This window comes from Streptomyces sp. NPDC013157 (assembly GCF_042899865.1).
Taxonomy (GTDB): Bacteria; Actinomycetota; Actinomycetes; order Streptomycetales; family Streptomycetaceae; genus Streptomyces.
On sequence record NZ_JBIBAK010000013.1, the window covers coordinates 323,850 to 337,129 of the forward strand.

Annotated in this window: 11 protein-coding genes; 5 read left to right on the forward strand and 6 right to left on the reverse strand. The window is 72.0% G+C overall.

Going from position 1 to position 13,280, the window contains the following annotated elements; genetic code table 11:
• The first annotated feature begins 53 nt into the window (after positions 1 to 53).
• The gene (locus tag ACFY6U_RS34175) at positions 54 to 737 is read left to right on the forward strand and encodes an ABC transporter ATP-binding protein (protein WP_390044430.1); all 684 of its coding nucleotides are present in this window, start codon (positions 54 to 56) and stop codon (positions 735 to 737) included.
• A gap of 230 nt (positions 738 to 967) precedes the next feature.
• Positions 968 to 4,273 (forward strand): S8 family serine peptidase, encoded by a 3,306-nt coding sequence (locus tag ACFY6U_RS34180; protein WP_390044432.1) that lies wholly within the window; start codon positions 968 to 970, stop codon positions 4,271 to 4,273.
• 98 nt (positions 4,274 to 4,371) lie between these two features.
• On the opposite strand, the gene ACFY6U_RS34185 is transcribed toward ACFY6U_RS34180, so the two are convergent.
• Entirely contained in the window at positions 4,372 to 5,286 is a 915-nt protein-coding gene (locus tag ACFY6U_RS34185; protein WP_390044434.1) for a helix-turn-helix domain-containing protein, read from the reverse strand.
• Between the two features lie 174 nt (positions 5,287 to 5,460).
• On the opposite strand from ACFY6U_RS34185, the gene ACFY6U_RS34190 reads away from it, so the two are divergent.
• Entirely contained in the window at positions 5,461 to 6,504 is a 1,044-nt protein-coding gene (locus ACFY6U_RS34190) for an NAD(P)-dependent alcohol dehydrogenase (protein WP_390044436.1), read from the forward strand.
• 1 nt (position 6,505) lies between these two features.
• Here ACFY6U_RS34190 and ACFY6U_RS34195 read toward each other — a convergent pair whose 3' ends face one another.
• The 3 genes from ACFY6U_RS34195 to ACFY6U_RS34205 form a co-directional block, all read right to left on the reverse strand.
• Entirely contained in the window at positions 6,506 to 7,582 is a 1,077-nt protein-coding gene (locus ACFY6U_RS34195; protein WP_390044438.1) for a FecCD family ABC transporter permease, read from the reverse strand.
• 173 nt (positions 7,583 to 7,755) lie between these two features.
• A complete protein-coding gene (locus tag ACFY6U_RS34200; RefSeq protein WP_390044440.1) occupies positions 7,756 to 8,748 on the reverse strand; it encodes a FecCD family ABC transporter permease in 993 nt (330 codons plus the stop codon).
• Positions 8,749 to 9,801 (reverse strand): ABC transporter substrate-binding protein, encoded by a 1,053-nt coding sequence (locus ACFY6U_RS34205; protein WP_390044464.1) that lies wholly within the window; start codon positions 9,799 to 9,801, stop codon positions 8,749 to 8,751. It abuts the gene before it with no gap.
• 91 nt (positions 9,802 to 9,892) lie between these two features.
• Here ACFY6U_RS34205 and ACFY6U_RS34210 point away from each other — a divergent pair, with 91 nt between their 5' ends.
• A complete protein-coding gene (locus tag ACFY6U_RS34210) occupies positions 9,893 to 10,276 on the forward strand; it encodes a VOC family protein (protein ID WP_390044442.1) in 384 nt (127 codons plus the stop codon).
• Between the two features lie 16 nt (positions 10,277 to 10,292).
• Here the strand turns inward: ACFY6U_RS34210 and ACFY6U_RS34215 are convergent, their stop codons facing one another.
• Positions 10,293 to 11,408, reverse strand: a complete 1,116-nt coding sequence (locus ACFY6U_RS34215; RefSeq protein WP_390044444.1) for a serine hydrolase domain-containing protein — start codon at positions 11,406 to 11,408, stop codon at positions 10,293 to 10,295.
• A 505-nt stretch (positions 11,409 to 11,913) separates the two neighbouring features.
• On the opposite strand from ACFY6U_RS34215, the gene msrA reads away from it, so the two are divergent.
• Positions 11,914 to 12,426 carry a peptide-methionine (S)-S-oxide reductase MsrA gene (gene msrA / locus ACFY6U_RS34220; RefSeq protein WP_351486150.1) on the forward strand — a complete coding sequence of 171 codons (513 nt, stop codon included), beginning with the start codon at positions 11,914 to 11,916 and terminating at the stop codon, positions 12,424 to 12,426.
• A 90-nt stretch (positions 12,427 to 12,516) separates the two neighbouring features.
• On the opposite strand, the gene ACFY6U_RS34225 is transcribed toward msrA, so the two are convergent.
• Entirely contained in the window at positions 12,517 to 13,047 is a 531-nt protein-coding gene (locus tag ACFY6U_RS34225; protein ID WP_390044446.1) for a hypothetical protein, read from the reverse strand.
• Between the last annotated feature and the right edge of the window lie 233 nt (positions 13,048 to 13,280).

A 13,280-nucleotide genomic window follows, 5' to 3' on the forward strand; every position in this document is an offset into this window, starting at 1 on the left:
CGGCCCGCAGTCGACACCCGACCGCCCCATCCCCATACCCTCCAGGAGCCACCATGTACGAACTCAGAAACGTCACCAAGCTCTACACCCGGGGCAAGGACACCGTCCGCGCCCTCGACGGCATCGATCTCACCATCGCCGACGGCGACCGCCTGGTCATCCAGGGCCCCACCGGCGGCGGCAAGTCCACCCTCCTGCAGATGCTGGGAGGACTCGACCGCCCCTCCTCCGGCGAAGTCGTCCTCGACGGCACCGACTTGGCGAAGCTCTCCGAGACGAAGCTGACCCGGGTCCGCAGCGAGAACATCGGTTTCGTCTTCCAGTCGTTCAACCTGATCCCGACGCTCACCGCCCAGGAGAACGTCGAGACCGCCCTCGTCCCGCTCGGCGTCAAGACCAGGGAACGGCGCGAACGCGCCGCCGAGGCGCTGACATCGGTCGGTCTCGGCGAGCGCCTCGGCCACCTGCCCTCCGAGCTGTCCGGCGGCCAGCAGCAGCGCGTCGCCATCGCCCGGGCCCTCGTCAAGCACCCCAAGGTGCTGCTCGCCGACGAGCCCACCGGCAACCTCGACGAGGGCATGCGTGACGAGATCATGGACGTACTGGAGCGCATGTGGAAGGAGCACGGTCTGACCTTCATCATGGTCACCCACGACTCCGCCATCGCGAAGAAGGCCCCGCGCCTCGCGACCATCCGCAAGGGCAAGATCACCGTCAAGGAGAACGCCGGCGCATAACACCGGCGCGCCGCGCCCAACCGCGCGGTTGTGTAACGGTGTTCACCCCGGCGCGTAACAGTTGTCCCGCACTCTTCTTACCGGTCTCTCATCTCTTGAGCCCGCTGATCGCCCCCCGGCATACTCCGTATTCCGGGGGGTTGACGTATGTGCGTACGAGACTGCCCCCGGCCGGGTGAACGGGGAATTCGCCCGGTACACCGTCTCCTGGGGGAGTCTTGCGCAGACAAGTGAAAAGAGCCGCCGCGGCCACGGTGGCCACAGCGGCGGCCGTCGCGCTCGCCGCGGGCATGACCAGCCCGGCATCGGCGAAGCCGGAATCGCGCGCCGCTTCGGCAGCGGCCGCCTCTTCGCTCACCGCCAAGCACCACGTCACCCTGATCACCGGCGACCGGGTCGCCCTCGACGCCAAGGGCCGGGTCGTCGGCCTGGAGCGGGCCAAGGGGCGCCAGCACATACCCTTCCGGATCAGCAAGGTCGACGGGCACACCCTCGTCGTCCCCGGTGACGCCGTCCAGCTGGTGGCCTCCGGCAAGCTGGACCAACGGCTGTTCGACGTCACCGAGTTGAACAAGGCCGCGACCCGCAGGGCGCAGAAGAACGGTCTGAAGGTCATCGTCGGGTACCAGGGCGCGGCCACCGCGACCAAGGCCGACGTCCGGGACGCCGGCACGCTGCGGCACAGCCTGAAGACGCTGAACGCGGACGCCGTGCAGACCCCGGCCAAGGAGACGCCCGAGCTGTGGGACGCGGTCACCAACGGCGACAAGGCCGCCTCCGGCATCGCGCACGTCTGGCTCGACGGCGTCCGCAAGGCCAGCCTGGACAAGTCCGTGCCGCAGATCGGCGCGCCCACGGCATGGAAGGCCGGTTACAACGGCAAGGGCGTCAAGATCGCCGTGCTCGACACCGGTGTCGACACCACCCACCCGGACCTCAAGGACCAGGTGATCGAGTCCAAGAACTTCAGCGCGGCAGCCGACGCCTCCGACCACTTCGGCCACGGCACGCACGTCGCGTCCATCGCGGCGGGCACCGGCGCCAAGTCGCACGGCAAGTACACGGGGGTCGCGCCCGGCGCGAAGATCCTCAACGGCAAGGTCCTGGACGACACCGGCTCCGGTGACGACTCCGGCATCCTCGCCGGCATGGAGTGGGCGGCGGCCGAGGGCGCCGACGTCGTCAACCTCAGCCTGGGCGGCTTCGACACCCCGGAGATCGACCCGCTCGAAGCCGAGGTCAACAAGCTCTCCGAGCAGAAGGGGATCCTGTTCGCGATCGCCGCGGGCAACGAGGGCCCCGAGTCGATCGGTTCGCCGGGCAGCGCCGCCGACGCGCTCACCGTCGGCGCCGTCGACGGCAACGACAAGCTCGCCGACTTCTCCTCCACCGGCCCCGCCGCCGACGGCTCCATCAAGCCGGACGTCACCGCGCCCGGCGTCGACATCACCGCGGCTGCGGCCAAGGGCAGCGTCATCGACCAGGAGGTCGGCGAGAACCCGCCCGGCTACCTGACCATCTCCGGCACGTCGATGGCGACCCCGCACGTCGCGGGCGCCGCCGCGATCCTCAAGCAGGAGCACCCCGACTGGGGCTACCAGGAGCTGAAGGCGGCCCTAGCCGGCTCCGCGAAGGGCGGCACGTACACGCCGTTCCAGCAGGGTTCGGGCCGGATCGCCGTCGACAAGGCCATCAAGCAGACCGTGCTCGCCGACCCCGTGTCGGTGAACTTCGGTGTGCAGCAGTGGCCGCACACCGACGACACCCCGGTCACCAAGCAGCTGACCTACCGCAACCTGGGCACCAAGGACGTCACCCTCAGCCTCGCGGCGACCGCCACCGACCCCAAGGGCGCGGCGGCCCCGGCCGGCTTCTTCAAGCTCGGCGCGACCAAGGTGACCGTCCCGGCGGGCGGCAAGGCCTCCGTCGACGTCACCGTCAACACCAAGCTGGGCGGCACCCACGACGGTGCCTACTCGGCGTACGTCACGGCGACCGGCGGCGGCCAGAGCATCCGCACGGCGGCCGCGGTCCAGCGCGAGGTGCAGTCCTACAACGTCACCGTCAAGCACATCGGACGCGACGGCAACCCGACCGGTGTCTACAGCACCGACCTCGTGAACTACTCGGGCCTCGGCGACGGCCGCGACTACGTCGTGCCGGCCGACAACTCCGGGACCGCCACCATCCGGGTGCCCAAGGGCACGTACCTGCTCGACGCCTGGATCGCCAAGGACTTCACCACCTTCGACGGCGGTCTCGACTGGCTGGTCAACCCGAAGCTGAGCGTCACCAAGGACCTCACGCTCACCATCGACGCCCGCACCACCAAGTCCGCCGACATCACGGTGCCGGACGCGCAGGCCACCCCGCACTCGGCGACCGTCGACTACATGTACGACCCGGCCGGCATCGGGTTCGGGGTCGGCTTCGACACCTTCGACAAGATCCGGCTCGCCCCGCTGGGCGGCGAGGTCAGCGGTCTGACCCAGACCTGGAGCGGTCAGTTCACCAGGGGTGCCGGCGAGGAGTACGACGTCGCCACCAGCGCCCAGGTCAAGAAGGTCCAGGGCGACAAGGTCCGGCACTTTAAGACCGGTGAGCTCGCCACGGTCACGAACGCCGTCGGCGCCTCCGCGCCGAACAAGACCGGCTCGGTCGCCCCGTGGGGCGTGGTCGGCGAGGACGTCGTGATGGGTGACGCGGTGGAGCAGAAGCTGCCCACCACCCGCACCTTCCACATCTCCACCGTGGACCACGCCCAGTGGGCCTTCGACGTCACGCAGTTCTCCGGCCACGACGCCCAGGGCGTGCCGATCGCCGACGCCTTCTACACGCTGGGCGACCCGAAGACCTACAGGGCCGGCCAGACCTACCGCAACACCTTCAACAGGGCCGTCTTCGGCCCGCACCTGAGCCGCGAGTACGGCCTGTTCCGTGACGGCAACCAGATCTTCGGCGTGGTCCCGCTGTTCTCCGACAGCGCCAGGCACGCCGGGTCCTCCGACTTCCTGTCGGTGAACACCACCCTGTACCGCAACGGCACCAAGGTGGGCTCCAACAAGGACCCGCTGTTCGGCGACGGCGTGTTCACGGTGCCGTCCGCGAACGCCGAGTACAAGCTGACCACCTCGGTCATCCGCTCGGCCAAGGTCGCCGCCGCCTCCACCCGGATCGACGCGAGCTGGACCTTCCACTCGAAGAAGCCGGGCAGCAGCACCACGCCGGCCCAGCTCCCGGCCTCCACCGCGCACTTCGGTGCCGCCACCGGCGCGGACAGCCGTGTCGAGGCGGGCAAGAAGGTCACCTTCCCGGTCACCGTCGAGGGCGCGGCCGCCGGCCGCAACCTGAAGTCCCTCACGGTCTACGTGTCCTACGACCACGGCCGGAACTGGCGGAAGGTGACGGTCAGCCACGGCAAGGTCACCGTCAAGAACCCGGCCAAGGGCAAGGCCGTCTCGTTCCGCGCCACGATCGTCGACAAGAAGGGCAACAAGTCGATGATCTCGATCTACGACGCGTACTACGGCAAGTGAGCCGTGACCGCTGAGTAGACACCCCAGCGAGCGGCCCGCCGGAAGCGCGGCTTCCGGCGGGCCGTTCTCCATGCCGTGGATGCCGTGGATGCCGTCGGTCAGGGGGCGGGGGCGACCCGGGTGGCGTCCGTGCCCCAGCTGGCCAGCAGGCGCAGCGCCTCGGCCGACGCCGAGCCCGGTTCCGCGTGGTACGTGACCAGGGCCTGGTCCTGGTCGCCCGCCATGCGGAACGACTCGTAGTTCAGGGACAGCTCACCCACCAGCGGATGGTGTATCCGCTTCACCCCGTACGACTTCTCCTTGACGTCGTGGGTCGCCCACAGCCGGCGGAACTCCTCGCTCTTGACCGAGAGCTCGCCGACCAGCGCGGAGAGCCGGGGGTCGTCCGGGTAGCAGCCCGCGTCCATCCGCAGCTGGCACACGATGTCGATCGCCTTCTGCTCCCACTCGACGAAGAGCTCACGGTAGTCGGGCCGCAGGAACGTCAGCCGGGCCCAGTTGCGCTCCGCCGCCGGCAGCTCCGCCCAGTCGCCGAAGAGCGCCGCCGCCATCCGGTTCCACGCCAGGATCTCCGAGCGCCGCCCCACGATGTACGCGGGCACGCCCTCCATCGACTCCAGCAGCTGCCCCAGCGACGCCCGCACCTGCTGCGGCCGCGCCGACGCCTTCTTCTTGTGCTGCTTGCCCTTGGCGAGGTGGGTGAGATGCGCGTGCTCGGCGTCGGTGAGCCGCAGCGCGCGGGCGATCGAGTCCAGCACCTCCGCCGAGACGTTCCGCCCGTTGCCCTGTTCCAGGCGTGTGTAGTACGCCACCGACACCCCGGCCAGCTGCGCCAGCTCCTCGCGCCTGAGCCCCGGCACCCTGCGGCGCCGCCCGAAGTCCGGCAGCCCCACGTCGGAGGGGCTCAGCCGGGCCCGCCGGGTGCGCAGGAACTCGCTGAGCTCGGCACGCCGGTCCAGGGACGGGGAGGCGGAGGCGGGGCCGGCTGCGGAGGGTAGGGGCTGGTCTTCCATACATCCAGTATTCACGGTCGTACGCACCCGAACCTGATCCCGCCAGTGGTAGGCACGGCAGACGTACGCAGAGGCGGGGGCTGGGTGACGGACGTAGCGTGGAGGAGCCTGGAAACGTGCCCGGGACGGAAGAAGGCGACCGGGTGCGAAGACACCTCTAGGAGAACCCCCCTCATGACCACTGTTGCTGCTTACGCCGCGCCCGCCGCCAAGGCACCGCTGGAGCGGACCACGATCGAGCGGCGCGCGGTCGGCGAGTTCGACGTCCTCATCGACATCGAGTTCGCCGGTATCTGCCACTCCGACATCCACCAGGCCCGCGAGGGCTGGGGTACGGCGATCTTCCCGATGGTGCCCGGTCACGAGATCGCGGGCGTCGTCTCCGAGGTCGGCCCGGGTGTCACCAAGTACGCGGTGGGGGACCGCGTGGGCGTCGGCTGCATGGTCGACTCCTGCCGCGAGTGCGACAACTGCAAGGCCGGTCTCCAGCAGTACTGCACCGGCGGCGGCCCGACCTGGACGTACAACGGGGTCGGCAAGGACGGGCAGCCGACCTACGGCGGCTACTCGCAGAAGGTCGTCGTCGACGAGAACTACGTCGTCCGCATCCCCGACGGCCTCCCCCTCGACGTCGCGGCCCCCCTCCTCTGCGCCGGCATCACCACCTACTCGCCCCTGAAGCACTGGAACGCCGGTCCCGGCAAGAAGGTCGCGGTCGTCGGCCTCGGCGGCCTGGGCCACATGGGCGTGAAGATCGCCGCCGCCCTGGGCGCCGAGGTCACCGTCCTCTCCCAGTCCCTGCGCAAGAAGGACGACGGCCTGAAGCTGGGCGCCACGCACTACTACGCGACCAGCGACCCGAAGACCTTCCAGGACCTCAAGGGCACCTTCGACATCATCCTCAACACGGTGTCGGCCCCGCTCGACTTCGACGCCTACCTCTCGCTGCTGAAGACCGACGGCGCCATGGTGAACGTCGGCATCCCCGAGGAGCCGGTGCACATCCTGCTCTCCTCCGTCTTCGGCAACCGCCGCAGCCTGAGCAGCTCCGGCATCGGCGGCATCCCGGAGACCCAGGAGATGCTCGACTTCTGCGCCGAGCACAACCTGGGCGCCGAGATCGAGCTGATCAGCGCCGACCAGATCAACGAGGCGTACGACCGGGTCGTGAACAGCGACGTCCGCTACCGCTTCGTGATCGACACGGCGACGATCTGAGTCACCGCCGCTGCCTCCGGCCGAGGAGCCAGAGCAGATAGGGGCCGCCGACCAGGGAGGTCAGCGCACCCACCGGGATCTCCAGCGGAGGGACCAGGGTGCGCGCCACCAGGTCGGCGGTCACCAGCACGAGCGCGCCCGTCAGCGCCGAGCAGACCAGCGGCAGCTGGGAGGTGCGGGTGAGCCGCCTCGCCAGCTGCGGCGCGGTCAGCGCGACGAACCCGATGGGCCCCGCGGCACCGGTCGCGGCGGCGGCGAGCACGACGCCGAGGGCGGTGAGGCCGAGCCGGGCCCGGTCCACGCGGAGGCCGAGGGCGGCGGCGGTGTCGGGGTCGAGCCCGAGCGGCCGCGCCGCCCGGCTCGCCCACACCAGCCCCGGCAGGGCGAGGAGGAGTACGACGGCGAGCGGCCCGGCCTGCTCCCACCCCCGCCCGTTCAGACTGCCGGTCAGCCACAGCTTGACCTGCTCGGCCGCGTCCAGCTCGCTGTCGGTGAGATACAGCTGGACGACGGCGGACAGGGCGACGCCGATACCGACGCCGGTGAGCACGAAGCGGCTGGGCTGCATGCCGTGGCGCCAGGCGAGCGCGTAGACCAGGGCGGCGGCGGTCAGCCCGCCGCCGACGGCGACGACGGGCATCGCGGCGGGCGAGGCGACGGCACCGGTGGCCAGCGCGAGCACGGTCGCGGCGGCGGCGCCGTGGCCCACCCCGATGATGTCGGGGCTGGCCAGCGGGTTCCGCGTGACGGTCTGCACGAGGGCCCCGGCGAGGCCGAGCGAGCCGCCGACGAGGGCGCCGAGCACGATGCGGGGGACGCGCAGCTCGTTGACGACGAGGCCGTAGGGGGTCTGCTCGCCGCGGAGGGTGCGCCAGACGCCGGCGGGGGAGATGTAGGTCTGACCGAGGCAGGCGGAGGCGGTCATGGCGACGGCGAGGAGGGCGAGCAGGGCGAGGGCGACGAGAATCGAACGCTTCTGAAGGACGAGGGAAAGGCGGGGGTGGGGCCGTAGCACCACGACTGCGGGCCGGTGGGGGCTGATCGCGCAGTTCCCCGCGCCCCTTGCGGGGCGCTGCACCGCCGCATCTCTCCTGCCGTGGCACCCGCAGACAGCGTCGCAGCTGCTCGGCTGGGGCGATGGGAGTCCCCCCGCGCGAGCGAAGCCGAGCGTGGGGGAGGGTGGGCGCAGCGGCGCCCTGCCAGCGCCGGTAAGTGCAACCCCCCGCCCCCGGCCCCGATCCCGGGTGCGGCTCACGTCACGGCCCCTTTCCTCCGTACCAGGGCCACCAGCACCGGCACCCCCACCAACGCCGTCATCACCCCGGCCGGCACCTCCGCAGGAGCCCGCACCACCCGGCCCACCACATCGGCGCCCACCAGCAGCCCCGCCCCGAGCAGCGCCGACAGCGGCAGCACGCGCCCGTACCCCCCGCCCCTGACCAGCCGCCGCGCCAGATGCGGTACCACCAGCCCGACGAACGCGATCGGCCCGGCCGCGGCCACCGCCGCGGCCGTCAGCAGCGTCGCGCCCAGCGCCGCGCACCCACGGACCACCTGCACCCGGTGCCCCAGCGCCCGCGCCGCCTCGTCGCCGAGCGCCAGCGCGTCCAGCCCCCGGGCGCAGGACAGCACCAGCACGGTGCCCACCGCCAGGAACGGCAGCATCCGTACGACCGTCCCCGCGTCCCGCCCGCTCAGCGCCCCCACCTGCCAGAACCGGAACTGGTCGAGCGTCGCCGAGCTGGAGGTGAGGACGACGGTCGTCGCGCCCGCGGTCATCGCGGACAGGGCGGTGCCGGCGAGCGCCAGCTTCACCGGGGAGGCCCCGCCCCGCCCGCGCGCCGCGACCCCGTACACCAGGCACGCGGCGGCGACGGCGCCGGTGAAGGCGTACCAGACGTAGGCCCCGAAGCCGTACCCGGAGCCGCCGAGGACGATGGCGAGCACGACCCCGGCCGCCGCCCCCTGGCTCAGGCCCAGGATGCCTGGATCGGCGAGCGGGTTGCGGGTGACCGCCTGGAGCGTGGCCCCGGCGAGGCCGAGCGCGGCGCCCGCGGTGAGGCCGACCTCGGTGCGGGGCAGGCGGAGGGAGCGGACCACGAGCGCGTCGGGGGAGGACCCGCCGTGCAGCAGGGCGTCGAGGACGGTCGCCGGCGGTACGGCACGCGTGCCGACGGCGAGGCTGAGCACGGCGACGACGGCCACCGCGAGGGCGGCCGTCGGCCAGAGCAGGGCGCGGCGCACTTAACGCAGGTGCTCGGCGAGCTGCCGTACGACCAGACGCGCGGCCGTGGGGCCGGCGTTGAGGTACCAGGGGTCGTCGTCGACCTGGACGGCGTGCCCGGCCCTGACCGCCTTCATCGACTTCCACAGCGGCCCGGCGAGCACGGCCGCCGCGTCCGTCTTCGCCGCGTCGCCCTGCACGGAGTAGAAGATCCAGTCGCCGTCGGCGGTGTCGACCTTCTCCGCGCTGATGTCCTGCGAAATGGCGTTGAACTGCTGGGACCTGGGGCGGGAGAGGCCCATGTCGACGGCTATCGAGCCGGTGAAGGAGGAGACGCCGAACATCCGGGTGCGGTCGGGCGTGAAGCGGACCATGGACACGGTGGCCGAGCCGTCGAGGGCGGAACCGCTTTCCTTCGCGTCGCCGGCGATGCCGTCGAGGAGTTCCTGCGCCTTCTGCCCCTCGCCGACCGCGTCCCCGACGAGCAGCAGGTCCCGCTTCCAGTTGATGCCGTTGCCGGCCGTGACGACGGTCGGGGCGATCTTCGACAGCTGGGGGTAGAGGTCGCCGAGCGAGTCGTTGACCAGGATCAGGTCGGGCCTGGCGGCGGCCAGGGACTCCAGGCTGGGGGACTGGCGGGTGCCCGCGTCGGTCATCGCGGCGAGCTTCTTCCCGTACTGCGGGAAGGCGTCGGCGAGGTAGCCGGGGACCAGTCCGGCGTTCTCGGCGCGGGTGCCTGCGGTCGGGACGATGCCGAGGGTGAGCAGGTCGTCGAGCTGCCCGGTGCTGAGCACCGCGATCCGCTTCGGCTGTGCCTCGATGGTGGTGCTGCCCTCGAAGTGGGTGACCGTGCGCGGGAAGACGCCGTCGGTGTCGGTGTCGGAGCCCATCCCGTCGGCGAGGGCACTCGGCGCGGCGGAGGGGCCCGCGGAGGCGCCGGCGACCTTGTTCACGGTTCCGTCGCCGTGGGCGGCGGCAGCGGCATCGTCGTCACCGCCGGACGACGAGCAGCCGGCCAGCAGGCCGCCCACCACGGTCACGGCGGACACCGCCAGGACGGCCCTCAACCTCAACGCACGCACGACTGACTCTCCCGATCAATGACTAAGGTGAGCCTTACCTTAGCTGGTGTCGGGGGTAGGTTGGACGGGAGGAGGTCCCACGATGACCGTGAACCTGAACCACACCATCGTCGCCGCGCACGACAGGCACGCCTCGGCGAAGTTCCTCGCCGACATCCTCGGTCTCGAAGTCGGCCCGGACTACGGCCCGTTCGCCCCGGTCGCGCTGCCCAACGGCGTCACCCTCGACTACATGGACACCCCCGGGGACATCCCGCCGCAGCACTACGCCTTCCTGGTCTCCGAGGACGACTTCGACCAGATCTTCACCCGGGTCCGGGAGGCCGGCCTCAGCTACTGGGCCGACCCGCACCACAGCCGTCCCGGCGAGGTCAACACCAACGACGGCGGCCGCGGCACCTACTTCGACGACCCCGACGGCCACCGCCTGGAGATCCTCACCCGCCCCTACGGCAGCGGCGGCTGACCCCGGGCGCCCGGCGTCAGGCCCGGAGCCCCTTGAGGCCGTCCTGGGCGGCCATGACCAGCTCGATGCCCCGGTTGTCGGCGGCGGGCTCGCGCATCTGGTTCGTCACGTACGCCATCGCCAGCCGCTCGTCGGGGTCGACCCAGACCAGCGCGCCGCCCCAGCCGCCCCAGCCGAGGGCGCTGCCGAAGAGGCCGTAGCCGAGGCCGTAGCGGGCCGGCATGCCGAGGACGCGGTCCTCGCCCTCGAACTGGAGCTCCCGGGCCCGCTCGCACCCCTCGGGGGACAGCACCCGCACCCCGCCGACGGTTCCGCCGCAGGCGAGCAGGGACTGGACGAGGGCGACCGAGCGGGCGTTGCCGTAGCCGCTCGCCGCGGGGATCTGCGCGCGGCGCCAGGCGAGGCTGTTGCCGTCCCGGACGCGGAGAGCGGTGGCGGTGGTGGGGGCGGCGGGGGTCGCGTCGCGGCTCGCCGCACTCGCCGTGTAGTCCTCGTCCCGGCCCGGCGGCGGCACGGTCAGCGCCACCCGCGGGTCGTGCTCGGGGCCGAGGCCGAGGTGGAAGTCGGCGCCGAGCGGCCCGGCCACCTCCGCGGCGAAGAACTCGCCCACGCTCCGCCCGGTGATCCGGCGCAGCACCTCACCCACGAGGAACCCCTGGGTGAGCGAGTGGTACCCGGCCGCGGTCCCCGGCTCCCACTGCGGGGCCTGCCCGGCGAGCCGGGCCGTGGCGGTCGTCCAGTCGTACAGCTCCTCGGCCGGTCCCACCCAGTCGGGCAGCCCGGCGGTGTGCGACAGCACCTGCCGCACCAGCACGTTCTGTTTGCCGGCCGCGGCGAACTCGGGCCAGTAGCGGGCGACCGGCGCGTCCGGATCCAGCGCGCCCCGGTCGATCAGGACGAGCGCGCACAGCGCGGTCATCGTCTTGGTCACGGAGAACACGTTGACGATCGTGTCCCGCTCCCACGCCCGGGTCCGTCCGGCGTCGGCGAACCCGGCCCACACGTCCACCACCGGCTTCCCGTCCACGAAGACGGCCACGGCGCCGCCCACGTCGCCTTCGTCGACGAATCCGGCGAGTGTGGAGGGCACGGCGGTGAACAATTCGTCGTACGAGCCCTGGATGTCGGCCATGCACATCATTGAGCCCGCAGAAGCGCGCCCCGGCAACCGAATATCGGCGCAGCGGAGCGCCCCGCAGGGGCGCTGGGGGTGCTCCCGGCCGAAGGCCGGGGGAGGAACTGCGCGACCAGCCGCGATGGCGCCGCAGTCGACAGACGGCACACCGCGGCACTCCCGGCAGAGCGCTCGGCGAATCAGCCCGACGCACCTCGGCCGCCCCGCCCGCGTCACCCGCGCGGAGCGCCGCCACCGGAGCCCGGACCCTCGGTCTGGTCCGGCCGGCCCTCGGCATCTGCTGCCTCGCCTGCCTCAGGAGGTGCTTGCGCAAGGCCCCGCCGGAGACGACCTTCGACGAAGACCCGGCCCCGGCCCCCGCGCCGGAAACGGCGACGGACCAGGCGCGGGACACGGAATCGCCGGGAACCCTGACGCGTTGAGGGGGATGGACATCGGAGGCCGCCGGTGTGCGAGCCGAGGAGCCCGGGTGATCGGGCCGACGAGTATTGGAGGGGTCGCGATGACTGTGCAGACGCAGAGGGCCGTGCTGGCGGGCGGATGTTTCTGGGGGATGCAGGACCTGATCCGCAAGCAGCCGGGAGTGACGGCGACCCGGGTCGGCTACACCGGAGGTGACGTGGCGAACGCGACGTACCGCAACCACGGCACGCACGCGGAGGCCATCGAGATCCTCTTCGACCCCGAGAAGACCGACTACCGCGCTCTCCTGGAGTTCTTCTTCCAGATCCACGACCCGAGCACCAGGAACCGCCAGGGCAACGACATCGGCCTCAGCTACCGCTCGGCGATCTACTACGTCGATGACGAGCAGAAGCGGATCGCCGAGGACACGATCGCGGACGTGGACGCCTCCGGGCTGTGGCCGGGCAAGGTCGTCACCGAGGTGGAGCCGGTCGGCCCCTTCTGGGAGGCCGAGCCCGAGCACCAGGACTACCTGGAGCGCTACCCGAACGGCTACACCTGCCACTTCCCGCGCCCGGGCTGGAAGCTGCCCGTCCGCGCGGAGGGCTGACGACGGGACGGCCCGGCACGCCGCGGAAGCCTTTGCCCGAGGCTTCGCGTGGCGCCGGGCCGTGTCCCACGTGCGTCCCGCGGTCCGGCGTCAGGCGTCCCGGCAGGCCCTGGCTCTGAACTGCGCCAGGGAGAGGGTGACGGCGGATTCGTCGCCGTCGTCCGAGACGTCGTCGTACAGGACCTTTCCCGGGGCGAGCCGGTCCCGGTCGGCCAGGGTGAAGGAGACGCTGCTCGACGACCAGGAGTTGTCCTTGGTCCAGCCGTACAGGGCATAGGTGGTCCCGGCGGTGAGCGGAGTGAGCGCACGGGTCGTGGTCCAGCCGGCGGCAGGCGCATCGAGGGGCCAGGTGACGAGACCGGCCTCGAGGTGGCGGTCGGACGTCCATGAACCGACCGTCACCGTCTTGTCGGCGTCGTCGCTGTCCACGTAGAGGGTCGCGCCGTCGATCCGATGCCCGCAGATCATCATGACGCCGAGCAGATGCCCGTCGCCGGTCACGGAGATGCCGGCGACGGCGTCGACGGGAACCGTGCACCCGGACGTCGCGGCCAGGGCCGCGCCCGCCACGAAGGCACCGACGAAGCGCCGGAACACCGGCCGTGAAGTGGTCGCCCGCACCAGCCCCCCTGCCCGGAGGGCGCGCACGGGCCCCCTGCCTCCGGATGGTAGGGGCGAGCGCCGTCGGGCGGCGGCGTCGCTGCCCGCCCGATGCGCGCTCGTTGTCGCCCCGTAGCCGCCCGTGGCGGGGGGGGGGGGGGGGGGGGGGGGGGGGGGCCCGGCGGGGGGGGGGGGGGGGGGGGGGGGGGGCGGGGCGGGCGGGGAGACTGGGGCTGAAGAGGGGGTGGGGGGGT

What these genes read in the sequence shown, in the direction of transcription:
- ACFY6U_RS34175 (WP_390044430.1), top strand. Translation starts at nt 54, where the DNA reads ATGTACGAACTCAGAAACGTCACCAAGCTCTACACCCGGGGCAAGGAC.
- ACFY6U_RS34185 (WP_390044434.1), bottom strand. Translation starts at nt 5,286, where the DNA reads ATGGAAGACCAGCCCCTACCCTCCGCAGCCGGCCCCGCCTCCGCCTCC.
- ACFY6U_RS34190 (WP_390044436.1), top strand. Translation starts at nt 5,461, where the DNA reads ATGACCACTGTTGCTGCTTACGCCGCGCCCGCCGCCAAGGCACCGCTG.
- ACFY6U_RS34210 (WP_390044442.1), top strand. Translation starts at nt 9,893, where the DNA reads ATGACCGTGAACCTGAACCACACCATCGTCGCCGCGCACGACAGGCAC.
- ACFY6U_RS34215 (WP_390044444.1), bottom strand. Translation starts at nt 11,408, where the DNA reads ATGGCCGACATCCAGGGCTCGTACGACGAATTGTTCACCGCCGTGCCC.
- msrA (WP_351486150.1), top strand. Translation starts at nt 11,914, where the DNA reads ATGACTGTGCAGACGCAGAGGGCCGTGCTGGCGGGCGGATGTTTCTGG.